A 21,099-nucleotide genomic window follows, 5' to 3' on the forward strand; every position below is an offset into this window, starting at 1 on the left:
TGTTACAAATTCCGCACTTTGTACCAAGCGGTTGTGAGCGGTCTCTCACCCGCGCCGAGCGGCCGCATTTGTCCCCCGCGCATCGGCGTGTCGCCGTGCAGACGCGGTCACTCGCGGGGAAAAGGAGGAAAGCCCCAGGACGGCCAAGACGCCCGCCACGGTCGCCAGCACCAATGCCAGCCCGATCAGCGGCGGGTTGTACTGCATCGATGTCGTGAGCGGCTCGTCCTTCAGGATCGGCGCGACCTCCACCGTCGTGACGGCGGCCAGCCAGCTCAGCACGCAGCCAATCGCAGCGGCGACGGCCAGCACCAGCATCAACGCTGTCCGGGCTCTCATACCGGCGGGATGCGCTCTTCGATCAGCTGGGTCAGCGTCTCGCGCAGCCGCTGATGTTTGCGGGCCCACGCTTGCGCCGTCCGGTCGTTGGTCATCTTCAGCCCGATGCCGGTGCGGCCGCGCGGCACGCCGGTGAGCTCGCCGAGCGCCCTGGCCGTCTGCCATTTCGGCGCCTCGGAACCGGTCGCTTCGGGGTAGACCCGGACGATCTCGTCGGTGCGGATGCGTTCGGTGCCCTGGCGCAGGGTCTCCGGCGTCAGCTTTACCGAGGTGTGGATGCGCGCGGCCTTCACCTGGATCCCGAGGAAGCCGGTGACCAGGACGAGAAAGATACCCGGCATCAGCACCTGGAAGCCGTAGCCCGCGGACGCCTGGATCAGCCCCATGGCGATCGCCGAAACGGGCCCGGCCGCCACCCACCACCAGCTGGCCCCCTGCTCGTAGAACAGCACCTGCGGACGGGTGGCGTTCTCGGTCACGAAACCTCCCCCTGTTCTGCCGCACCCGCCCGGCTGACGAGGACGACCCCCGCGAGCAACGGAATGACGGCGAGCAGCGTGACTACGTTGCCGATGCCTGCCACCGCGGAGATCGAGATCAGCCCCACGATCGTCAACGAGAGCGCGATCAGCGCCCGGCGATACCGCGCATCTCCGGCCCGGCTGCGACCGGCCAGGAACGCGACCCCGGCGCCGGCGACGGCGGAGATGACGCCAGCACCGCGCAACAACGGATGGGCGTTCTGCCAGGAGGCGGCAATGAGACCACCGGCCATCAGCATCGCCGAAGCGACGACCCAGCACCAGAAGGCGGCGGTGCCGACGCGGGTTCGCGGCGCAGGAGCGGTCATGGTCGGGTCAGCCTAGCGCCTCAGCGCACGAAGTATTCGCTGGCGTCTTTGCGGTGCAACAAGTAGGCGCCGCCGAGGATGAGCACGGAACCGAGGATTGCGGTGACGGCGTAGGTCAGCGCTGCGGCGGGCGGCCGGTCGACGTTGAACAGGCTGGTCGTCACATAGACCACAGCCGCCAGGCCGGCACCCGTCAAGACGGTGCGGGCCCACCGGTAGCCGTGCCGCATCAGGATCTGGAATGTCAGCACGACGGTGGCGACGACGATCACGAAGACCACCGAGATCGCCAGCACCGGCGCCGGTAGCTTCGCCGAGCGCGCGGTGACGAGCAGGTCGACGACTTGCCCGACGACCATCAACGGCAGCGCGGTCACCCAGAGCCAGAAGCCGGTGTCGACGTCAACCGGTCGGGCGGCCTGATCCTCGCTCACGCCAGCCAACCGGCGACGTCGGCCGCCCAGTACGTCAGCACGATGTCGGCACCGGCCCGCCGGATACCGGTCAGCGTCTCCAGCGCGACCGTCTGCAGGTCGATCCACCCGTTCGCCGCCGCTGCGCTGATCATCGAGTACTCGCCGGACACCTGGTAGGCCGCCACCGGAACCGGCGAGAGATCGGCCGCGGCGCGCACGACGTCGAGGTAACCCAGTGCGGGTTTGACCATCACGATGTCGGCGCCTTCGTCGATGTCGAGTTCCACCTCGTGCAGCGCTTCGCGCGCATTGCCCGGATTCTGTTGGTACGTACGACGATCGCCGCGCAGGCTGGACCCGACCGCCTCCCGGAACGGGCCGTAGAAACCCGAAGCGAACTTCGCCGCATAGGCGAGGATGACCGTGTCGGTGTGACCGGCAGCGTCCAGCCCGTCGCGGATCGCCGCGACCTGACCGTCCATCATGCCGCTCGGGCCGACCACATGGGCACCCGAATCCGCTTGCGCGACAGCGAGTTCCACGTAACGCTTCGTCGTCAGGTCGTTGTCGACACGTCCCGCGGCGTCGAGCACCCCGCAGTGGCCGTGGTCGGTGAACTCGTCGAGGCAGGTGTCGGCCATCAGCACGGTGTCGTCGCCGAGGTCGCCGGCCAGCTCGCGCAGCGCGACGTTGAGGATGCCGTCCTCGGCGACGCCGACCGAGCCGCTGGCATCCTTGTCCTCGTCACGGGGCACGCCGAACAGCATCAGACCGCCCACCCCGGCGGACACGGCATCGGCGGCGGCCCGGCGCAGCGAGTCCCGGGTGTGCTGGTAGACCCCTGGCATCGAGGAGATCGGGCGCGGTTCCGTAATGCCGTCGGCGACGAACATCGGCAGCACCAGATGCCTTGGCTCCACGGAGGTCTCCGCAACGAGGCGCCGCAGCGCCGGCGTTGCGCGAAGCCTGCGGGGGCGGTGCCTAGGAAAACCCATGCCAACCCACTTCCGGCCTCGTGATCAGCGGCGGCGGCTCTTCTTGCGCGGCGGCGGCAGCGCACCCTCGGCGCGCAGCCGGGCGGCGTGCTCGGCGAGCGCCTCCACCAGCGGCCCGACCGCGGCGACTTCGGGCTGCACATCCACCCGGAGACCGAACTCCGCTGCGGTCTCGGCGGTCTTGGGCCCGATGCAGGCGACGATGGTGCGCGCATGCGGCTTGCCGGCGATGCCAACCAGGTTGCGAACCGTCGAGCTCGAGGTGAAACAGACCGCGTCGAAGCCACCGGTCTTGATCATCTCGCGGGTGTGCGCGGGCGGCGGCGCGGCTCGCACCGTGCGGTACGCCGTGACGTCCTCGATCTCCCAACCGCGTTCACGCAGGCCCTCGGCCAGCGTCTCGGTGGCGATGTCGGCGCGGGGCAGCAGCACCCGGTTCACCGGGTCGAAAACGTCGTCATACGGCGGGAACTCGTCGAGCAGGCCCAGCGAGGACTGCTCACCGGCCGGCACCAGTTCGGGGTCGATGCCGAACGCGCGCACCCGGTCGGCGGTCGCCTGGCCGACGCAGGCGATCTTCACGCCTGAGAAGGCACGGGCGTCGAGGCCGAACTCCTTGAACTTCTCCCACACCGCACGCACGGCGTTGGTGGAGGTGAAAACGACCCACTGGAAGCGGCCGTCGACCAGACCCTTGACCGCGCGCTCCATCTGCGCGGGGCTGCGCGGCGGCTCCACCGCGATCGTGGGCACCTCGATCGGCAGGGCACCGTGGCACACCAGCCGCTCGCTCATCTCGCCGGCCTGGTCCTTGGTGCGCGGCACCAGCACGGTCCAGCCGTACAGGGCGCGGCTCTCCCACCAGTTCAGCTTGGCGCGGTTGGCGACGGTCTTGCCGATCGTCACGACGAGCGGACCGGCCAGCGGGCCTGCCGGCTCGGTGCCGGCAGGCTTGTCCAGCACAGCCTTGTCGAGCAGCCCGGACAGCGTCGTCTCGACCGAACGCTGTTGGCACGTCGTGCCGTTCGCGGTCACCACAACCGGCGTTGTCGGCGTCAGGCCGTATTCGATCAGCGTGCGTGCCGCATCCGGCAGATGGGTCGCCGTCGCGTGCAGGATCAGCGGCCCCGGCGCGGCGGCCAGCGCCGCCCAGTCGACATCCGGCGCGCGGACATCGGCGACGGTGTGCGAGGACCCCAGCGGCAGGCCCGCGTACGTCGGCACCGCCGTGGTGTCCGGCAGGCCTGGCACGATCTCGAAGTTCAAGTGCGACTTCGCCAGTGCCGAAACCTCGGTGATGACCGCGTCCACCGACAACGGGTCACCGGCGACCAGTCGCACCACGTCGACGCCCGTGCGCGCCTCGGTGATCAGCGTCTTGGCGACCTCGGCCGGATCGCCGACGGCCGACCGGACGTCGGGCCCGCCTGGTAGCGCCGGCGCCTCGCCGGCCGGTGCGTCGCCGTCCTTGGCCGACGCGGCCTGCGCGGGTTCCGGGCCGGAGGGTGGCGGCAACTCGCAACCCGCCAGCGCGAGCACCGCTTCGGGCACGTCGGGATCGGTGAACACCAGGGCGGCGTTGGCGAGCACGGCGCGGGCCCGCGTCGTCAGCAGCCCGGGGTCACCCGGACCCGAACCGACGAACGTGATGCGGCCCGGCTTCGGCTTGCGCCCCCGCCCGCTGGTCTGGCCTGTCATCTCAGTCACTCCGCTCTAACTGCTTCAGTTGCCGTCCGCCATGACCTCGCGCGCTCCGAGGTCGAACAACTCCTCGGCCACCGAGAGCCCCAGCTCCCGGGCCCGGTCGGGGGTGCCGACACCGGACGCGCGGATCACGTCGGATCCGTCCAGCGCCGCCACGCAGCCGCGCAGCGACACCTCTTCGAAGACGTTGCCGTCCTCGTCGATGGACTCGACCACCTCAGCGATCGCACCCACCGGCGCGGAGCAACCCGCCTCCAGTCGGGCGAGCAGGGCCCGTTCAGCGGTGACTGCGGCGCGCGTGTCGGCGTCGTCCAACTCCGCCAGCAGCGCAGCAAGCTCGGTGGCGTCTGCGCGGCACTCGACCGCGAGCGCACCTTGAGCCGGCGCCGGCAACATCTGCACCGGCTCGAGCGTCTCGGTGACATCGGAGAGCCGCCCGATGCGAGCCAGTCCCGCCCGCGCGACTACGATGCCGTCGAGATCACCGTTGCTAACCCTGTTCAACCTGGTATCAAGGTTGCCTCTTAGGGGGCGGATTTCCAAACCGAGACCCAGTGCTCTAAGCTGCGCGATCCGTCGCGGGCTCGACGTGCCGATCAGTGAGCCGGCCGGCAACTCCCCGAGCACCAGCCCGTCGCGGGCCACCAGCGCGTCGCGCGGGTCTTCGCGCTGCGGGATCGCGGCGATGTTGAACCGGGGGTCGTACGCGGTCGGCAGATCCTTGTGGGAATGCACGGCCATGTCGACCCGGCCGTCGAGGATGGCGTCGCGCAGGGCCGCGGTGAAGACCCCGACGCCGATGTCGGCGATCGGGCCCTGGTTGCGGTCGCCCTCGGTGGAGATGGTGACCAGTTCTGCGGCGTGCCCGTTGGCGATGAGCGCATCTCTGACCGTGCCGGCCTGGGTGGTCGCCAGAAGGCTGCCCCGGGTGCCTATCCGAATTGCAGTCAAACGTTACTCGGCCTTGTCGAGATCGGTTGTGATGAAAGGCATTTCGGGCCCAGCGACGGCGTCGACGGCCTGCTGGTCGAGCTCGAAGAGCTCGCGCAGCGCCTCGGCGTAGCTGTCGCCGCCCGGTGCGCTGGCCAGTTGCTTGACGCGCACCGTCGGCGCGTGCAGCAACTTGTCGACGACGCGCCGGACGGTCTTGGCGACCTCGTCGCGGTGCGCGGCGTCCAGATGCGGCAGCCGGTTGTCCAGCCTCAGCAGTTCGGCCTCGACCACGTCGGCGGCGCGCTGCCGCAGCGCGGTGACGGTCGGGGTCACCTCGGCCATCCGCTGGCCGGCCAGGTAGTTGGCGACTTCGGCGGCGACGATCGTGCGCGCGGCTTCGGCGTCGGAGGCGGCCGCACGCGCCGACGGTTCGCGCTGGATGCGCTCCATGTCGACGACGTAGACCCCTGGCAGGCCGGCGACGGCCTGGTCGACGTCGCGGGGCATGCCGAGGTCGCAGATGACCAGCTGCTTGGGCTCTTGACCGTGCGCCAGGCCGCGATGGACGTCGGCCAAAGAGACCACCGGCCGCACTGCGCCGGTGCAGCTGACGACCACGTCGGCGTCGGTGAGCAGCGGCGGCAGATGGTCGAACGGGAAGGCGTGCGCCTCGATGCCGAGGTCGCGGACGTTGGCGGCGAGGCGCTTGGCGCGGGGCAGGCTCCGGTTCACGATGTGGATGCGGTCGACTCCCGCGCGGGCGAGGTGCTTGGCGGCCAGCGAGCCCATCGAGCCCGCGCCGATCACCACCGCGGTGCGGCCCGCCAGGGAGCCCAGCTTGCCCTCGGCCATGCCGAGCGCGACGGACACCACCGAGGCGCCTGCGGCGTCGATCCCGGTCTCGGAGTGCACCCGCTTGCCCACCGACAACGCCCGCTGCGCCAGTTCGTGCAGGGTGCGCCCGACGGTGTGGTTGGTCTCGGCCGTCGCGTAGGCGCGGCGCACCTGACCGAGCACCTGCTGTTCGCCGATGACCGCGGAGTCCAGCCCCGAGGCGACCGCGAACAGGTGCTCGACCGCGGCTTCGGCGTAGCGGACGTAGGCGTACTTGGTCAGATCGCCCAGGCCCATGCCGGAGTGCTCGGAGAGCACCTGCCCGATGACCGACAAGCCGCCGTGAAACGCCTCGACAACGGCGTAGACCTCGACGCGGTTGCACGTCGACAGGACCATCGCCTCGGTGACGAGAGAGGACTGCAGCACCTTCTCGACGATCTTGGCCTGATCGGCTTCGTCGGTGCTGAGTTGCTCGAGCACCGACACCGGCGCGCTGCGGTGCGAAACCCCGAAAAGCAGCACGCTCACGGCTTCATCACCCGATCTCTCCCCGTCGCTTCGCTCGCCCCAGGAACGACAACCACGGTAGTCGGTGACCAGTTAGGCGGCCAAATTCCTGCAATTTCCGCCCAGTCAGCTCACCGCGCCAGGTCGGCGCGCAGCCGCGGCTCGTCGACCTCCCAGTAGCTGTGCTCGGCGCCGTCGAGCAGCACGACCGGCAACCGGTCGCCGAACTCGGCCCGCAGCGCGGTCGCGCCGGCCGCCGCTGTGGCGTCGACGTCCGTGACGGTCAGCTCGAATCCGAGCTCGGCCGCCAGCCCGGCCAGCTGGCCGGCGACCCGCTCACAGATCGTGCAACCGTCGCGCGTCAGCAGCTCCACCCTGTGCCGATCCACTCCGCCAGTATCCCGCGAGCGTGACTTAGGGTTGACTGCGTGTCCGAGCCCGGTCGCGTCGAAGGCGAGCAGTTGGCGCGACCAGCCTCGCCCGAGGGACAGCAGCGTGCCGGCGAGGCGAGCGCCGAGCAGGCCGTGACCGGGCTGGTCCTCGATGCGCCCACCGTGCCGCCGCCACCCCCGCCCGACCTGACCGCCGCCGCGTTCTTCGACGTCGACAACACGCTGGTGCAGGGTTCCTCGCTGCTGCACTTCGCCCGCGGCCTGGCCGCCCGCAAGTACTTCACCTACGGCGACATCGCGAAGTTCGTCTACGCGCAGGCCAAGTTCCAGCTGACCGGCCGGGAGAACAGCGACGACGTCGCCGAGGGCCGCCGAAAGGCGCTGGCGTTCATCGAAGGCCGGTCGACGGCCGAGTTGATGGCCGTCGGCGAGGAGATCTACGACGAGATCATCGCCGACAAGATCTGGCCCGGCACCCGCGCGTTGGCGCAGATGCACCTCGACGCGGGCCAACAGGTGTGGCTGGTGACCGCCACGCCTTACGAGCTGGCGGCGACGATCGCCAAGCGGTTGGGCCTGACCGGGGCGCTGGGCACGGTCGCGGAGTCGGTGGACGGGGTGTTCACCGGGCGCCTGGTCGGCGAAATCCTGCACGGCACCGGCAAGGCGCATGCGGTGCGGTCGCTGGCGATCCGCGAAGGGCTCAACCTGCGGCGCTGCACGGCCTACTCGGACAGCTTCAACGACGTGCCGATGCTGTCGCTGGTCGGCACCGCGGTGGCGATCAACCCGGATGCGGACCTGCGTGACCTGGCCCGCGAGCGGGGCTGGGAGATCCGTGACTTTCGCACCGCCCGCAAGGCCGCGCGCATCGGCGTGCCGTCGGCGCTGGCGCTCGGCGCGGCCGGCGGCGCCTTGGCGGCCGTCGTCTCCCGTCGCCAGGAGGGCCGCTGACGAGCCGCTGATAGGCTCGCGCCGCAACTTTCGAGCAGAAAGACCGCGTATGGCCATCGCAGAGAACATCATCGGAACGCACTACCGCTACCCCGACTACTTCGAGGTCGACCGGGAGAAGATCCGTGAGTTCGCGCGCGCGGTCAAAGACGACCACCCGGCGCACTTCACCGAGGAAGCCGCCCAGGAGTGCGGCTACGACACGCTGATCGCCCCGCTGACGTTCCTCGCGGTCGCCGGCCGTCGCGTGCAGCTCGAGATCTTCAACCAGTTCGACGTGCCGATCAACATGGAGCGGGTCCTGCACCGGGACCAGAAGATCACCTTCCACCGCCCGATCGTGGCCGGCGACAAGCTGTTCTTCGACTCCTACCTCGACTCGGTGACCGAGTCGCACGGGGCCGTCGTCACCGAGGTTCGCGGCGAGGTCACCGACGCCGACGGCAACCCCGTGCTCACCAGCGTCGTGACGGTGATGGGCGAGGCAGCTTCCGACACCGAGGCCGACGAGGTGAGCGAGCGCATCGCCGCCGCGCGCGACGAGGCGATCGCGAAAATGATTGCCAAGCAAACTCGTTCGGGAAGCTAGCCCTTAGCCCGACGAAGCTTCGGCGTCAACCCAGGAACGTGTTGCGGCGCTGCGCGAGCAGTTGGTAGAGCGTCTGCTGGATGGTCTCGCGCACCTGGTCGGTGAGCTCAAAGGTGACCATCGGGTCGTCGGCGGCCGACTCGTCGTAGTCGGCCGTCTGGATGGGCTCGCCGAACTTGATGTACCACTTCGACGGCAGCGGGACCATCCCCGCCGGACCGGCGAGCGGGAAGAGCGGCGTAATCGGGAAGTAAGGCAGCCCGAGCAGCCGGGCCAGCAGCTTGACGTCGGCGATCATCGGGTAGATCTCCTCGGAGCCGACGATCGAGCACGGCACGATGGGCGCCTTGGTGCGAATCGCGGCCGAGACGAAGCCGCCGCGGCCGAAGCGCTGCAGCTTGTACCGGTCCTTGAAGTGCTTGCCCAGCCCCTTGTAACCCTCCGGGAACACCGCGGTCAGCTCACCCGCGGCCAGTAACCGGTGCGCATCGGAGGTGCAGGCCATCGTGTGGCCGGCCTTGCGCGCCGCCTGCCCCACCATCGGCAGGTCGAACACCATGTCGGCGGCCAGCAGTCGCAGGTCGCGGTGCGACGGGTGGTGATCGTGGACCGCGACCGATGCCATCAGCCCGTCGAACGGCAGCACCCCGGCGTGGTTGGCGACCACGAGCGCGGCACCGGTCTCGGGCAGGTGCTCGACACCGCTGACCTCGACCCGGAACCACTGCTTGAAAAGCACTCTCAGCAAAGGCAAAAAGATTGCGTTGTTGAGGTGGCTGTCGAAGCCGAATTCGTCGACGGTGTAATCGCCCGACATCCGCTTGCGCACGAATTCGGCGACAGCGGCGATTGCCTTGGCCAGTTCGTTCGGTGTCTCCTCGGCGCTCGAAGCGCCCCCGGCAGCACCGCCCCTGCGGTCGTCGATCTCGCGGACGACGGCGGCGATCTCCTCGGCAGAGGCGCGCCCCACCGAATCCGAGAACTGCGAGGGATGTCGGCGCGAGTCCTGCGCGCGGGCGGCGCTACGCCGCTGAGCCGCTGCACGGCCTGAATTCGCGTGCAGCGGAATGACTTTCGCCTTGGACTCGCCCGCCACGATCGTTACCTTCTCCCCACCCGATAAGTTAAAGCGCCTAGCGTCCCCACCGTTGCGCCGCAGATACGGCGCGGCTCTCCATTGAGCGTACCCATCGCGGGTCGACGATCGGAGTCAATCCGCGACCCCGGACGTAATCGTCGAAAGCTTCCGCCGTGGTCCACTTCGGGTTGAAGCCGAGGTCATTTCGCATTCGCGAGGTGTCCATGACCCTGCCATAACTCATGTAGTTCAGCTGCTCGCGATCGAGTTCAGTGTAGCTAGTCGCGCGTCTCAGCGAATCCACAGCCCACAGCGCTGGCCTGGGTACGGGAAGTGCGATACGGCCCGCGCGCCGGATCGCCTGGCTCATCATGATGATGCCGGCAGCCCCGACGTTGTAGGTGCCCGATTTGCCTGCCATCGTGGCCCGCTCGAGCGCCCCGAGCGCGTCCTGCTCGTGCAGCAGCTGCAGCCGGGGGTCGTGGCCGACGACGGTCGGCACCACCGGTCCGGCGAGATAGCGCGACAACGCGGTGTCCATCGCCGGACCGATCATGTTGGCCAGCCGCAGGATGGTGACCGCGATGTCGGGCCGGCGTCGCCCCAGCCCGCGGGCGTAACCCTCGATGTCGATGCTGTCGCGGGCGAACCCTTCACCCGGCGGCCGTCGCGCGCTGCTGTCCTCGGTGAACCGCACCGGGTCCCGTGAGCTCGAGCCGTACACCTCCGACGTCGACTTCAGCACCACGCGTCGCACCGACGGCGCTTTCTGACAGGCCGCGAACAGCTGGATCGCGCCCATCACGTTGAGTTCCTTGAGCGTCGCGCGACCACCGGAGCGCGGTGCGTAGGACGCCGCGGCGGCGTGCACCACGGTGTCGACATCACCGTTGCGGATCACCTTGGCGATGAAGGGATTCCGGATGTCGGCGCGGACGAACTCGGCGCGGCCCATCCGGCGCAGCAGGTCCTTGCTCGGCGCGATCGCGTCGACGGCGATCACGTGGTTGATCAACGGGTTCTGCGCGAGCCGGGCCGTCAGATAGCCGCCGAGGAACCGGCACGCCCCGGTGACCAGGACGACCTTCGGATAGGGCACGGGGCCCTCGGAATCCATGACCGGTCAGCCTAACGACCGCGCGCGGAGGTTACTTACCGAGTTTTCTGCGCTGAACCCGGGTGCGACGAAGCAGCTTGCGGTGCTTCTTCTTCGACATGCGCTTACGCCGCTTCTTGATGACTGAACCCATGAACTCCGCTACCTGTGACTTACTTGCCTAACAAGCACTGTTGACTGACCCGGCCACTTTACCGGGATGCGCAGGTAACCGCGAACCGTGCCCAGCCGGCGCGGAGCAGACGCAGAAGATCAGCCTGCGTCGAAGTACGAACTCTCCAACATGTCGTGAACGGCTTTGGCGTGCACGCGGAACGAGCGGCCGACACGGACGGCTGGCAGCTCCCCGTTGTGCACCAACCGGTAGACCGTCATCTTGCTGACCCGCATCAGGCTGGCCACTTCGGCGACGGTGAGGAATTGAGCTCGTGGCTGTTGACCATCGGATCCGGTGTCCCGACCCGACTTTCCACTGGCCGAATCCCGCGAGGAGGGCCCGTTCATAGACGTCATCGCAACCCAATCATTCAGGGCACGGGCAGTCCCAGCGGCTTCCCCACCGCTGGCACCCACCCGTGCTTACACGAGGAGAATAGCGTGGCAGATGGTGTTACTGCGACGGGTGTGGGTAATTAAACGAATTACTCATATGTAACTCCGAGCTGCTCAGAGCGGGTTTTCGCGGCCGTCACCGCATCGGCGACCGCTGCCCGCAAACCGCTGCGCTCGAGTTCGCGCAGACCAGCCGCCGTGGTGCCACCCGGCGAGGTAACCGTCGCGCGCAGCTGCGCGGGCGTGGTGTCCATGGTGATACCCGTCGATGACCCCGCCGGCGCGGTGGCCTCGTCCAGCCGATCGAGCAGCATCGCGGCCGAGCCGGCCATCGTGTGCGCGACCAGATCGGTGGCCACCGAGCGCGACAACCCGACGTCGACGCCGGCGTCGACGAGCGCCTCGACCATCAGGAAGAAGTACGCCGGACCCGACCCCGAGATCGCGGTGACCGCGTCGAGTTGGGTCTCCGGTACCGTCAGCACCCCGCCGACCGCGTCGAAGATCGCGGCGACCTCTTTCATCTGCTCTTCGGTGGCGAACCGGCCCGCGGACAGCGCACTGACGCCCCCGCCGACGACGATCGGCGCGTTGGGCATGACGCGGATCACGGGCGAGCCGACGGGCAGCTTGTTCTCGTAGTAGTCGGTGGTGACTCCGGCGGCGACGGTCACGAAAACCTGTTCGTCCGTGTCGCTTTCGGCTTGAGCGGCCGCATCGACGATCTCGTCGACGAGGCCTCCCACATCGGCGGGTTTGACGGCCACGATCACGTAGCCGGCGTGGTCGACCGCGTTGGCCACCGTCGTCACCAGAACGGAGTATGTGTCGGCCAGGTACTTGGCCCGGTCCGGATTCTTCTCCGCTACCACCAGGTCCTTGACCTGCCGCCCGGCGCGCAGCAGTCCGGACAGCAGCGCCTCACCGATGCTTCCCCCGCCGACGATCGCGATTCTGGCCATGCCGGAAAGCATTGCAGACGAGCCCTAGGCCTGCGGCACCAGCGCCAGTTGGCGGCTCTGCACGACGATGTGGCCCTCGGAGTCGACGACGATGTGATCCTCGTCGAACCAGTCCTGGCCGATCTGGACCGTCGTGCAGAGCACCCGCAGCCACCCGTCGGCGGGCAGGGCCCGCAGGTAGGCTGTCAGCTGCACGGTCGGGGCCCAGCCGAACCGGTTGACACCGAACGTCACCGGCGCCGACACGTCGCCGCACAGCAGGGCGAACAGGGCGTCCGGGGCGACGCCCTTCGGCCGCACCCAGTACTCGATCACCGGCGGCCCGCCGTCGGAGCGCGGTTCCATGGTGGTCAGCGAGGGCCGGATGTCGCAGCCGTGCGCGAGATGGACGATGCTCGCCATCGGATGGCTCTCGTCGATCGGCTCCAGGCCCGGCGGCGGCTCGGGTTGCATCAACGGGATCACGGGATTGACGCTCAGCAGGGGCGCCACATGGCGCTCGGGGTCGCCGAGAGTCACCGCGACCCGCACCGCCGTCCGCTCACCCTGGTTGAGTTCGACGTCGATCAGGCTGATGCGGCGACCACGTTTGCGCACCGTGGTGACGACCTGCATCGGGCCGGGGTCGGGCGCCCACAGGAAGTTGCCGGACACCGCGATCGGCTGGACGTCTGCGCCATGTTCGATGCGCGCGGCGTTCGCGCACAAGGCCAGCATCGCGCCGCCGTGCACCTTCGGGCCGATCGTCCAATGTTCGTTCAGCTCACCGTGATACACGCCGTCTCCGGCGGCGGTGAGCGCCATGGCGTCGGTGAACAAGGCGGAGCCTGCCATCGGTTGGTTTCCTTCGAAAGTGTCAGCGCAGCAGGTGCGCGCGGGCGAACTGCAACGACTCGAGCAGCAACTCCTCGCGTTCGGCGGCGGTGCGTGCGCCCGACGTGGTGACCTCGAGGATCACATGCCCGGCGAAGTCGCTTCCGGCCAGCATCTCGCAGACCTCCACCGTGGGCTGTGTGCCGCGGCCCGGCACCAGATGTTCGTCGGTGGAGGCGCCGCTGCCGTCGCACAGGTGCAGGTGCACCAGCCCCTCTCCCATCCGGCGAGCCATGTCGACCGCATCGGAGCCCGCGGTCGCCGTGTGCGACAAGTCGAGGGTGTAGTGGGCGTGGTTGCCGTCGAGCGGGTCATAGGACGGTGCGAACGCCGAGATGCCCGGTCCCGGCCTGCCGCCGCGTTTGCGCATGCGCTCGATCGAGGTCTGGCCCGAGCCGAAGAACCGGTCGGCGCGGAAAGGGAACATGTTCTCCACGGCGACCATCACTTCGCTGTCCGCTTCGAGCTGGGCGACCTGCTCGGAGAAGCCTTCGGCGTAGCGACGCTGCCACCGGAACGGCGGGTGCACGACGACGGTCTGCGCGCCCAGCTCCTCGGCCGCGCGCACGCTGCGTTCGAGTTTGGGAATCGGGTTGGCGCCCCACACCCGCTGAGAGATCAGCAGGCACGGCGCATGCACCGAAAGCACCGGCATGTTGTACTGCTCGGACAACCGGGCGACGGCCTCCACGTCCTGGCTGACCGTCTCGGCCCACACCATGAGCTCGACACCGTCGTAGCCGAGCCGGGCCGCGTACTCGAAGGCCGCCTCGGTTCTCAGCGGGTAGACCGAGGCCGTCGACAGACCGACCTTGATGGCTGGACGCACGGGTTATTGGACGCCTCAACCCGCCTGCATCAGTGCGAGCGGCCCGAATGTGACCATCGCCCCGACCGCGACGGCGATCAGCGTGCTGCCGATGTCCTCGGTCTTGCGCACCACCCGGACGCCGACCACCAGGCCGAGGATCACCAGCACGCCGAGCACCAGAGCGATGATGCTGTTCCACTTCCACAGCTGGTCGAAGGCGATGAACAAGCCTGCCCCGAACGCGACCGCGACCACGCACTGGCCGACGACCCAGAGCGCGCGCAGGAACGACGACATCGCACCGGCCGGGGCCGCGTCGTCGTCCAGGTCGATGCTGTCCGGATGGCCACGCCGAGCGACGTCGCCGGCGACGTCGTGCCCGCCGAACAGCTCATTGTCGGGGGAACCAAGGAACGTCCGCGAGGCCTCACGGTCGTCGTCGTCATTCGGCTCCGCAAGGTCGACGGCCGCGTCGGCGGCGTCCTCCTCGTCGGCTTCTGAATCAGCCCATTCGAGCGGATCCGGGCTCATCTCCTCGGCATCGACCGTCTCGGCATCGACCGTCCCGGCATCGATCGTCCCGGCATCGACCTTCTCGGCATCGGCCTTCTCGGCATCGACCGGGGCCTGTGCGCGGGACCGGCGCCAGGCGAACTTGGAGCGGCGCGGCGGTGCGAAGAAGTCCAGGTCGTCGTCGGCGTCACGGCGCTCGACATGGGCTTCGTAGTCGGCGACGGCGTCGTCGTCATCGCCCTCGGATGCCGGCTCGGTGGTCTCGCCGTCGGGCTCTGCGGCGACGTCGCCCTCGATGTCGGCCGGGGTTTCGGCGGCAGGTTCCGGTTCGGCTTCCGGTTCCGGTTCCGGCTGCGCTTCGGCTTCCGGTTCGGGTTCTGTCTCAGGTTCTGGCGCGGTCTCGACCGCGGTGGCAGAGGGCCCGGTCGCGGGCGCGTCGTCATGGTCGCGGACGACGGGGATCTCACCGGTCAGTTCGGCGACCGAGATGGAGTCGGTGTCGCCGCGGCGACGCCGGCGCCGCCCGCCGACCGGCGGGGCACCGATCGTGCCGTTGCGCGCCAGCAACTCCGCGACCGAGATGGGCCGCGTGTTGCTGTGGTCGTCTTCTGGTCCTGTCATCGTGTAGTTGCCTTCTGGCCTCGTCACCTATCGTCCAGCATTGCGCACAAACGGCTGTGCTGAGGCCAGATTCTCGGCGCCGCCGACGTTCGACGGACTGTGGGCGTTGCCGTCGGCTTCGCTGTCGAGTCTCCGCAGGATCAGCCCCTCTCGCAACGCCCAGGGACAGATGTCGACGCTCTCGACGGCGAGGGCCTTCATGCTCGCCTCGGCTACCAAAGCTCCGGCCACGATCTGTGGCGCCCGATCGGCACTCACCCCTTCCAGTTCGGCACGGTCAGCCGCGGTCATCCTAGAGATGAAATTTATGAGTTGCCGAAGACCGGTCGCCGTCAGCGTCCGCTTGACCCGCGGGCCGGCCCCGGACGGCGCAGCTCCGGTCAGGCGGGCCAGCGAGCGGAAGGTCTTCGACGACGCGACCGCGAGGTCCGGGGCACCGGCCTTGAGCAGCTCGGTGCCGGCGTCGGCCAGTTCGGTGGCCAGCCAGTCCCGCAGCATCGCCACCCGGCGGCGGCCGGGCGGATCGTCGGGCAGCCACTCGCGGGTGAGCCGGCCCGCCCCGAGCGGTAGCGACAGCGCCACCTCCGGCTCCTCGTCCACCCCGTTGGACAGCTCGAGCGACCCGCCGCCGATGTCGATGTTGATGATGCGCCCGGCGCTCCAGCCGTACCAGCGCCGGACCGCCAGGAACGTCAACCGCGACTCGTCGACACCGGACAGCACGCGCAGCGACACTCCCGTCTCGGCGAGCACCCGGGCGAGCAACTCCTCGGAGTTCTTCGCGTCACGCACCGCCGAGGTGGCGAACGCCATCAACTCCGAACAACCGGAACTGGTGGCGATTTTCGCGAATTCGTCGATGGTGCCGATCAACTTGTCGGCGCCCTTGCGGGTCAGCTTGCCCGAGCCGTCGATCGCCTCGGCGAGCCGTAACGACGCCTTGGTCGAACTCATCGGCGTGGGGTGCCCGCCGCGGCGTGCGTCCACCACCAGAAGGTGGACGGTATTGCTGCCCACGTCGAGCACGCCTAATCGCACTCACCCAACTTAATGGGTCTACCGTGGAAAACCGTGAGCGCATCGGCCGTCGAACCTGAGGCGAAGAGCAAACAACCCGGGCCGGGAGAGGTCGAACTGGACTTCGCGCGGGAGTGGGTCGAGTTCTACGACCCGGACAACCCCGAGCATCTGATCGCCGCCGACATGACGTGGCTGTTGTCCCGCTGGACCTGCGTGTTCGGCACCCCGGCGTGCAAGGGCACCGTCGAGGGCCGCCCGGACGACGGGTGCTGTTCGCACGGCGCGTTCATGTCCGACGACGACGACATCGCCCGGCTCGACGACGCCGTGAAAGCGCTCACCGACGAGGACTGGCAGTTCCGCGAGAAGGGCCTCGGCAAGAAGGGCTACCTCGAGATGGACGAGTACGACGACCAGCCCAACCTGCGGACCCGAAAGTACAAGGGCGCCTGCATATTCCTCAATCGTCCAGGATTTCCCGGCGGCATCGGATGCGCGCTGCACAGCAAGGCGCTCAAGCTCGGCGTCGAGCCGTTGACCATGAAGCCCGACGTGTGCTGGCAACTGCCGATCCGGCGCACCCAGGAATGGGTCGAGCGCCCCGACGGCTCGGAGATCCTCAAGACGTGGATCACCGAGTACGACCGTCGCGGCTGGGGCGAGGGCGGTGCGGATCTGCACTGGTACTGCACGGGTGACCCGAACGCGCACGTCGGCGTGAAGCCGGTGTGGGAGTCCTACCGGCCCGAACTGATCGAACTGCTCGGCGAGAAGGCTTATGCCGAGCTGGCCGCAATGTGCAAGCGGCGCAGCGCTTTAGGGCTCATCGCCGTGCATCCGGCGACCCGGGCCGCCGAATGACGCTCTTCCTGTTCCGGCTGATCCCGCCGCGCGCCGATTTCGCACAGACCATGACGCCGGCCGAACAGCAGGCGATGGCCGGGCATCAGGATTACTGGCGGCAGCTGCTGGCCGACGGCCGGGTGGTCGTCTACGGTCCGGTCGCGGATCCCGAAGGCGTATGGGGATTGGGCGTGTTGCGGGCCGCCGACCGCGCCGAGGTGCTGGCCATCGGCGAGGCCGACCCGTCGATCACCGCCGGGGTCAACACCTTCGAGGTGTTCGAGATCCTCGGCGGCGCCACGGGCTGAACGGGACTCAGCCCTCGAGTTTGTAGCCGAGACCCCGCACGGTGATCAGGTGCACCGGGTTGGCCGGGTCCGCCTCGATCTTGGACCGCAACCGCTTGACATGCACGTCAAGGGTTTTGGTGTCGCCGACGTAGTCGGCGCCCCATACCCGGTCGATGAGCTGGCCGCGGGTCAGCACCCGGCCGCTGTTGCGCATCAGGTACTCGAGCAGGTCGAACTCCTTGAGCGGCAACGTGATCGGCTCCCCGTTGACCGAGACCACGTGGCGCTCGACATCCATCCGGACGGGTCCGGCTTCCAGCACCGCATCGCCGAGGCCCGAGTCGTCGTTGTCCGCGCCGCGCCGCAGCACAGCGCGGATGCGCGCGATCAGCTCACGCGCCGAATACGGCTTGGTGACGTAGTCGTCGGCGCCGAGCTCGAGGCCGACAACCTTGTCGATCTCGCTGTCGCGGGCGGTCACCATGATCACCGGAACGCTTGAGCGCGAACGCAACTGCTTGCAGACGTCCGTTCCGCTCATGCCCGGCAGCATCAAGTCGAGCAGCACGATGTCGGCGCCGGCGCGCTCGAACTCGGCGAGCGCGGTCGGCCCGTCGGTGACGACGGTGGCCTCGAAACCCTCCTTGCGAAGCAGAAAGGCCAGGGGATCGGCCAAGGACTCCTCGTCCTCCACGATCAGCACACTGGTCATTGGTCTCGCTGGTCCTCTCGTTCGACGTGCTCATCCGGATCGCTTTCCGGATGGGGATAGGCCGGAATCGACAGCGTGAACGTCGATCCCGTTCCCGGCTGACTCCACAGCCGGATGCTTCCGTTGTGGTTGGCCGCCACATGCTTGACGATCGCCAACCCCAGCCCGGTGCCGCCGGTGGCCCGGGAGCGCGCCTTGTCGACGCGGAAGAATCGCTCGAACACCCGCTCCTGGTCCTCGCGGGCGATCCCGATACCGCGGTCGGTCACCGCGATCTCGATGTCGTCGCCGCGCCGCCTGCGGCTGATCGACACCGACGACCCGTTCGGCGAGTACGCGATCGCGTTGGACACGAGGTTCGCCACCGCGGTGACCAACAGTGGTTGATCGCCCCACACCTGGAAACCGGTCGGCGCGTCGGTGGTGATCCTGATGTCGGCGTTGTCGGCGGGCACCTTGTGCCGGGACAGCGCCTCGGCCACCACGGTGTCGACGTCGACGGCCTCCAGGTGCGGCAGCGCCTCGGCACCCTGCAACCGCGACAACTCGATCAGCTCCCCGATCATGTCGGCCAGCCGGTTGGACTCGGCCACCATCTTCTCGGCGAACCTGCGCACGGTGGCGGGGTCGTCGGCCGAGGCGAGCAGCGCCTCCGCCAGCACGCTCATCGCGCCGACCGGCGTCTTGAGCTCGTGGCTGACGTTGGCCACGAAGTCCCGGCGCGTGGCTTCCATGCGGGCGTGTTCGGACTGGTCGTCGACGTAGACGACCGCGAACCGGCGGTCCTGTTCGGTCAGCAGCCGCACGTGGCCGCGCACCGAGAGCCCGGAGCGTCCGGGAGTGGCCCGCTTGTCCGCCGCGAGATCGACCTCGGTGGGCTCGCCGGTGGCCAGCGTGCGCTCGGCCGCCAGCCACGCGCGCTCGTCGAGCAACCGGTCGCGGACCAGACCCAGCTCGCGGGCCCGGTCGTTGGCGTACACGACGTCACGGAAGTGATCGACCACTACGATTCCGGTCGGCGAGCGCGAAGCGACGTGGGAGAGCATCTGCGAGACCGTGATCCCGGTCTGCGCGGCGGCCCGGCGCTGCCTGCGGTCGGCTAGCCGGGGCGTCAGCGCCGCCCCCAGCGCCACACCGGTCACCGAAGCGAGCAGTGCGACCACCGCTGCGAACAGCAGTGCCGTAGCGACACTCACGCGGAAATCGTACGCATCCGGTGAACGTCATCCCAGCAGCGTGCGGCCGATTCGGGACAAGTCACACACACAAAGAGCGAAATTCGGGCTGCGGTCTTGCTCCGTTAACCCGTTGTTCGCCGTGCCGCCTGTCGACGGCCTACTTCGCACCTTGCGATGCGACGGCGGCGGCGCCCGCGGCCGCGGCCTCGGGATCCAGGTAGGTGCCGCCGACCACGGTCGGTTTGAGGTCGGAGTCCAGGTCGTAGCGCAGCGGGATGCCGGTCGGGATGTTGAGGCCGACGACCTCCTCGTCGGACATGCCGTCGAGGTGCTTGACCAGCGCGCGCAGCGAGTTGCCGTGCGCGGCGATCAGCACGGTCTTGCCCGCCCGCAGGTCGGGTTCGATGGTCTCGGTGTAGTACGGCACGAACCGCTCGACGACGTCTTTGAGGCATTCGGTGCGCGGCGGGCCGCCGGGCACGTCCGCATACCGCGGGTCGCCGTCCTGGCTGTAGGGGCTGCCCGGCTCGATCGGCGGCGGCGGCGTGTCGTAGCTGCGTCGCCACGCCATGAACTGCTCCTCGCCGTACTTCTCCTTGGTCTCGGCCTTGTTCAGTCCTTGCAGCGCGCCGTAATGCCGCTCGTTGAGCCGCCAGTCGCGGTGCACCGGTATCCAGTGCCGGTCGGCCTTGTCCAGCGCCAGGTTCGCGGTCGTGATGGCCCGGCGCAGCAGCGAGGTGTAGAGCACGTCGGGCTGCCGGTCGAGTTCCTTGATCAGCTCGCCGGCCCGCACCGCTTCGGCGCGGCCCTTCTCGGTGAGGTCGACGTCGACCCAGCCGGTGAACAGGTTCTTCTCGTTCCACTCGCTCTCGCCGTGGCGAAGCAAAATCAGCGTGCAGTCACCCATGCGGGCAATCCTCTCACGGCATTCGGATCGCCCACGGTCCGCGCCGAGATCGACGAAATGGCGGTATCCGGTCGGGAAAATCCGCCAAAACGTAGGTCTCGGCGAGGGAGAGTCAGTCGTCCTCGTCGATGAGGTGGGCGAACGCCTGCAGGTTCTTGAGCGACTCGCCCCGCGACACCCGCCACTCCCATTCCTTCTGGATCGACGAGCGAAAACCCAACTCCAGCAACGTGTTGAAGTCGTTGTCGACGGCTTCGAGCACCTGGCCGAGGATGCGGTCCACTTCGGCTGAGGTGACCGATTCCAGCGACATCCGGCCGACGAGGTAGATGTCGCCGACGTTGTCGAGGGTGTAGGCCACGCCGTAGAGCCGGCGGTTGCGCTTGAGCAGGAACCGGTACACGCCCTCGTGGTTCTCGTCGGGCTTGCGGCATACGAACGCCTCGATGCGCACCGAGTGTTCGCCGATGGACAGGATCGTGTTCGTCTTCAGCCGTCGCTCGCCGGGCAGTTCGACGATGATGCCGGGCAGGCCACCGTGCGCACCATCGTGGTGCGTGCAGACCAGGCCGTTCTCCTTGCACGCCTCCTCGATGACCTTTGCCGCCGTTGAGCTCACGCCCGCACCCCCCGCCGCCGGCTGAACAGGCGACCGTTCCGGCGCACGACCGGCGGGCGATGCGCCCGGAAGTCGGCGATCGCATGCCCGTAGCTGCCGAGTAGCGCGTCGACCGTGTGCGCCCACGAGAACGTGGCGGCGTGCTCCACCGCGGCCGGTGCCATGGCCGCGGTGCCGCGCGCCAGCAGGTCGTCGATGGCGTGCGCCCAGTCACCGTCGTCGTGTCCGGCGACCAGCGTGCCGGTGACACCGTCGCGCACCGCGACCGGCAACCCACCGACCGCCGCGGCCACCACGGGAGTGCCGCACGCCTGAGCTTCGATCGCGACCAGTCCGAAGGACTCCGAATAGCTGGGCACCGCGACCAGGTCCGCAGCCCGGTACACGTCGACCAACTGTTCGCGCGACTGCGGCGGCAGGAACGTCACCCGGTCCGAGATACCCAGATCAGAGGCCAGCCGAACCAGCCCGTCGGGCGCTTCCAGCC

General features: G+C 68.7%; 27 protein-coding genes. 4 read left to right on the top strand and 23 right to left on the bottom strand.

Going from position 1 to position 21,099, the window contains the following annotated elements:
• Positions 1–45: 45 nt before the first annotated feature.
• The 9 genes from A5663_RS18245 to A5663_RS18285 form a co-directional block, all read right to left on the bottom strand.
• On the bottom strand, positions 46–339 hold the full coding sequence (locus A5663_RS18245; RefSeq protein WP_068152232.1) for a hypothetical protein: 294 nt from the start codon (positions 337–339) through the stop codon (positions 46–48).
• Positions 336–818: a DUF3093 domain-containing protein gene (locus A5663_RS18250; RefSeq protein ID WP_068152235.1), complete on the bottom strand. Its 483-nt coding sequence runs from the start codon at positions 816–818 to the stop codon at positions 336–338. The genes A5663_RS18245 and A5663_RS18250 overlap by 4 nt, the downstream gene beginning before the upstream one ends.
• Entirely contained in the window at positions 815–1,189 is a 375-nt protein-coding gene (locus A5663_RS18255; RefSeq protein ID WP_068152239.1) for a hypothetical protein, read from the bottom strand. The genes A5663_RS18250 and A5663_RS18255 overlap by 4 nt, the downstream gene beginning before the upstream one ends.
• A gap of 20 nt (positions 1,190–1,209) precedes the next feature.
• Complete coding sequence (locus tag A5663_RS18260) at positions 1,210–1,623, bottom strand: hypothetical protein (RefSeq protein WP_068152242.1); 414 nt, start codon at positions 1,621–1,623, stop codon at positions 1,210–1,212.
• A complete protein-coding gene (gene hemB / locus A5663_RS18265; protein WP_068152244.1) occupies positions 1,620–2,600 on the bottom strand; it encodes a porphobilinogen synthase in 981 nt (326 codons plus the stop codon). Before hemB ends, A5663_RS18260 begins: the two co-directional genes overlap by 4 nt.
• Positions 2,601–2,624: 24 nt before the next feature.
• Positions 2,625–4,298 carry a uroporphyrinogen-III synthase gene (locus tag A5663_RS18270; protein WP_068152245.1) on the bottom strand — a complete coding sequence of 558 codons (1,674 nt, stop codon included), beginning with the start codon at positions 4,296–4,298 and terminating at the stop codon, positions 2,625–2,627.
• Between the two features lie 24 nt (positions 4,299–4,322).
• The gene (gene hemC / locus A5663_RS18275; protein WP_231976827.1) at positions 4,323–5,246 is read right to left on the bottom strand and encodes a hydroxymethylbilane synthase; all 924 of its coding nucleotides are present in this window, start codon (positions 5,244–5,246) and stop codon (positions 4,323–4,325) included.
• Positions 5,247–5,258: 12 nt separating this feature from the next.
• Complete coding sequence (locus A5663_RS18280) at positions 5,259–6,602, bottom strand: glutamyl-tRNA reductase (protein WP_068152251.1); 1,344 nt, start codon at positions 6,600–6,602, stop codon at positions 5,259–5,261.
• Between the two features lie 110 nt (positions 6,603–6,712).
• Positions 6,713–6,970 (bottom strand): glutaredoxin family protein, encoded by a 258-nt coding sequence (locus tag A5663_RS18285; protein WP_156744542.1) that lies wholly within the window; start codon positions 6,968–6,970, stop codon positions 6,713–6,715.
• A gap of 135 nt (positions 6,971–7,105) precedes the next feature.
• On the opposite strand from A5663_RS18285, the gene A5663_RS18290 reads away from it, so the two are divergent.
• Positions 7,106–7,927 carry an HAD family phosphatase gene (locus A5663_RS18290; RefSeq protein ID WP_231976828.1) on the top strand — a complete coding sequence of 274 codons (822 nt, stop codon included), beginning with the start codon at positions 7,106–7,108 and terminating at the stop codon, positions 7,925–7,927.
• A gap of 49 nt (positions 7,928–7,976) precedes the next feature.
• Positions 7,977–8,516 carry a MaoC family dehydratase N-terminal domain-containing protein gene (locus tag A5663_RS18295; protein WP_068152256.1) on the top strand — a complete coding sequence of 180 codons (540 nt, stop codon included), beginning with the start codon at positions 7,977–7,979 and terminating at the stop codon, positions 8,514–8,516.
• 25 nt (positions 8,517–8,541) lie between these two features.
• Here A5663_RS18295 and A5663_RS18300 read toward each other — a convergent pair whose 3' ends face one another.
• From A5663_RS18300 to A5663_RS18335, 9 genes are all read right to left on the bottom strand, one after another.
• On the bottom strand, positions 8,542–9,612 hold the full coding sequence (locus A5663_RS18300; protein WP_068152258.1) for a lysophospholipid acyltransferase family protein: 1,071 nt from the start codon (positions 9,610–9,612) through the stop codon (positions 8,542–8,544).
• A 37-nt stretch (positions 9,613–9,649) separates the two neighbouring features.
• Positions 9,650–10,711 carry an SDR family oxidoreductase gene (locus A5663_RS18305; protein ID WP_068152260.1) on the bottom strand — a complete coding sequence of 354 codons (1,062 nt, stop codon included), beginning with the start codon at positions 10,709–10,711 and terminating at the stop codon, positions 9,650–9,652.
• Positions 10,712–10,742: 31 nt separating this feature from the next.
• Positions 10,743–10,844, bottom strand: coding sequence for a 30S ribosomal protein bS22 (locus tag A5663_RS22760; RefSeq protein ID WP_003402602.1), 102 nt, complete (start codon positions 10,842–10,844; stop codon positions 10,743–10,745).
• Between the two features lie 119 nt (positions 10,845–10,963).
• Positions 10,964–11,224 (bottom strand): helix-turn-helix domain-containing protein, encoded by a 261-nt coding sequence (locus A5663_RS18310; protein WP_068152262.1) that lies wholly within the window; start codon positions 11,222–11,224, stop codon positions 10,964–10,966.
• Between the two features lie 128 nt (positions 11,225–11,352).
• On the bottom strand, positions 11,353–12,225 hold the full coding sequence (gene proC, locus A5663_RS18315; RefSeq protein ID WP_156744543.1) for a pyrroline-5-carboxylate reductase: 873 nt from the start codon (positions 12,223–12,225) through the stop codon (positions 11,353–11,355).
• Between the two features lie 24 nt (positions 12,226–12,249).
• Positions 12,250–13,059: a thioesterase family protein gene (locus tag A5663_RS18320; RefSeq protein ID WP_068152276.1), complete on the bottom strand. Its 810-nt coding sequence runs from the start codon at positions 13,057–13,059 to the stop codon at positions 12,250–12,252.
• Positions 13,060–13,081: 22 nt separating this feature from the next.
• Entirely contained in the window at positions 13,082–13,927 is an 846-nt protein-coding gene (locus A5663_RS18325) for a sugar phosphate isomerase/epimerase (RefSeq protein ID WP_068152279.1), read from the bottom strand.
• 15 nt (positions 13,928–13,942) lie between these two features.
• Positions 13,943–15,043 (bottom strand): hypothetical protein, encoded by a 1,101-nt coding sequence (locus tag A5663_RS18330; RefSeq protein ID WP_068152314.1) that lies wholly within the window; start codon positions 15,041–15,043, stop codon positions 13,943–13,945.
• A gap of 27 nt (positions 15,044–15,070) precedes the next feature.
• Positions 15,071–16,081, bottom strand: a complete 1,011-nt coding sequence (locus A5663_RS18335; protein WP_068152283.1) for a Ppx/GppA phosphatase family protein — start codon at positions 16,079–16,081, stop codon at positions 15,071–15,073.
• A 12-nt stretch (positions 16,082–16,093) separates the two neighbouring features.
• Between A5663_RS18335 and A5663_RS18340 the strand changes: the two genes are divergently transcribed.
• Both A5663_RS18340 and A5663_RS18345 read left to right on the top strand, forming a co-directional pair.
• Positions 16,094–16,924 (top strand): hypothetical protein, encoded by an 831-nt coding sequence (locus A5663_RS18340; protein WP_231976824.1) that lies wholly within the window; start codon positions 16,094–16,096, stop codon positions 16,922–16,924.
• Positions 16,921–17,214: a YciI family protein gene (locus A5663_RS18345; protein ID WP_068152289.1), complete on the top strand. Its 294-nt coding sequence runs from the start codon at positions 16,921–16,923 to the stop codon at positions 17,212–17,214. Before A5663_RS18340 ends, A5663_RS18345 begins: the two co-directional genes overlap by 4 nt.
• Before the next feature lie 7 nt (positions 17,215–17,221).
• Here the strand turns inward: A5663_RS18345 and regX are convergent, their stop codons facing one another.
• The 5 genes from regX to A5663_RS18370 form a co-directional block, all read right to left on the bottom strand.
• Positions 17,222–17,908, bottom strand: a complete 687-nt coding sequence (regX, locus tag A5663_RS18350; RefSeq protein WP_068152292.1) for a two-component sensory transduction protein RegX — start codon at positions 17,906–17,908, stop codon at positions 17,222–17,224.
• The gene (locus tag A5663_RS18355) at positions 17,905–19,104 is read right to left on the bottom strand and encodes a cell wall metabolism sensor histidine kinase WalK (RefSeq protein WP_068152295.1); all 1,200 of its coding nucleotides are present in this window, start codon (positions 19,102–19,104) and stop codon (positions 17,905–17,907) included. Before A5663_RS18355 ends, regX begins: the two co-directional genes overlap by 4 nt.
• A gap of 139 nt (positions 19,105–19,243) precedes the next feature.
• Positions 19,244–19,993, bottom strand: a complete 750-nt coding sequence (locus tag A5663_RS18360) for a phosphoglyceromutase (RefSeq protein ID WP_068152297.1) — start codon at positions 19,991–19,993, stop codon at positions 19,244–19,246.
• A 112-nt stretch (positions 19,994–20,105) separates the two neighbouring features.
• Entirely contained in the window at positions 20,106–20,612 is a 507-nt protein-coding gene (locus tag A5663_RS18365; protein ID WP_068152305.1) for a YbjN domain-containing protein, read from the bottom strand.
• Positions 20,609–21,099: glycosyltransferase (locus A5663_RS18370; protein ID WP_156744545.1), on the bottom strand; the 491-nt coding region annotated here is incomplete at its 5' end. The genes A5663_RS18370 and A5663_RS18365, both read right to left, overlap by 4 nt.

This window comes from Mycobacterium sp. E740, assembly GCF_001672895.1.
Lineage (GTDB): Bacteria > Actinomycetota > Actinomycetes > Mycobacteriales > Mycobacteriaceae > Mycobacterium.

Excerpts from the sequence above, each read along its gene's own strand:
- A5663_RS18305 (WP_068152260.1), bottom strand. The coding sequence starts at position 10,711 with ATGGATTCCGAGGGCCCCGTGCCCTATCCGAAGGTCGTCCTGGTCACC.
- A5663_RS18255 (WP_068152239.1), bottom strand. The coding sequence starts at position 1,189 with ATGACCGCTCCTGCGCCGCGAACCCGCGTCGGCACCGCCGCCTTCTGG.
- A5663_RS18360 (WP_068152297.1), bottom strand. The coding sequence starts at position 19,993 with ATGGGTGACTGCACGCTGATTTTGCTTCGCCACGGCGAGAGCGAGTGG.
- A5663_RS18345 (WP_068152289.1), top strand. The coding sequence starts at position 16,921 with ATGACGCTCTTCCTGTTCCGGCTGATCCCGCCGCGCGCCGATTTCGCA.
- A5663_RS18320 (WP_068152276.1), bottom strand. The coding sequence starts at position 13,059 with ATGGCAGGCTCCGCCTTGTTCACCGACGCCATGGCGCTCACCGCCGCC.
- hemB (WP_068152244.1), bottom strand. The coding sequence starts at position 2,600 with ATGGGTTTTCCTAGGCACCGCCCCCGCAGGCTTCGCGCAACGCCGGCG.
- A5663_RS18245 (WP_068152232.1), bottom strand. The coding sequence starts at position 339 with ATGAGAGCCCGGACAGCGTTGATGCTGGTGCTGGCCGTCGCCGCTGCG.
- regX (WP_068152292.1), bottom strand. The coding sequence starts at position 17,908 with ATGACCAGTGTGCTGATCGTGGAGGACGAGGAGTCCTTGGCCGATCCC.
- A5663_RS18295 (WP_068152256.1), top strand. The coding sequence starts at position 7,977 with ATGGCCATCGCAGAGAACATCATCGGAACGCACTACCGCTACCCCGAC.
- proC (WP_156744543.1), bottom strand. The coding sequence starts at position 12,225 with ATGGCCAGAATCGCGATCGTCGGCGGGGGAAGCATCGGTGAGGCGCTG.
- A5663_RS22760 (WP_003402602.1), bottom strand. The coding sequence starts at position 10,844 with ATGGGTTCAGTCATCAAGAAGCGGCGTAAGCGCATGTCGAAGAAGAAG.
- A5663_RS18330 (WP_068152314.1), bottom strand. The coding sequence starts at position 15,043 with ATGACAGGACCAGAAGACGACCACAGCAACACGCGGCCCATCTCGGTC.
- A5663_RS18270 (WP_068152245.1), bottom strand. The coding sequence starts at position 4,298 with ATGACAGGCCAGACCAGCGGGCGGGGGCGCAAGCCGAAGCCGGGCCGC.
- A5663_RS18310 (WP_068152262.1), bottom strand. The coding sequence starts at position 11,224 with ATGACGTCTATGAACGGGCCCTCCTCGCGGGATTCGGCCAGTGGAAAG.
- A5663_RS18340 (WP_231976824.1), top strand. The coding sequence starts at position 16,094 with ATGGGTCTACCGTGGAAAACCGTGAGCGCATCGGCCGTCGAACCTGAG.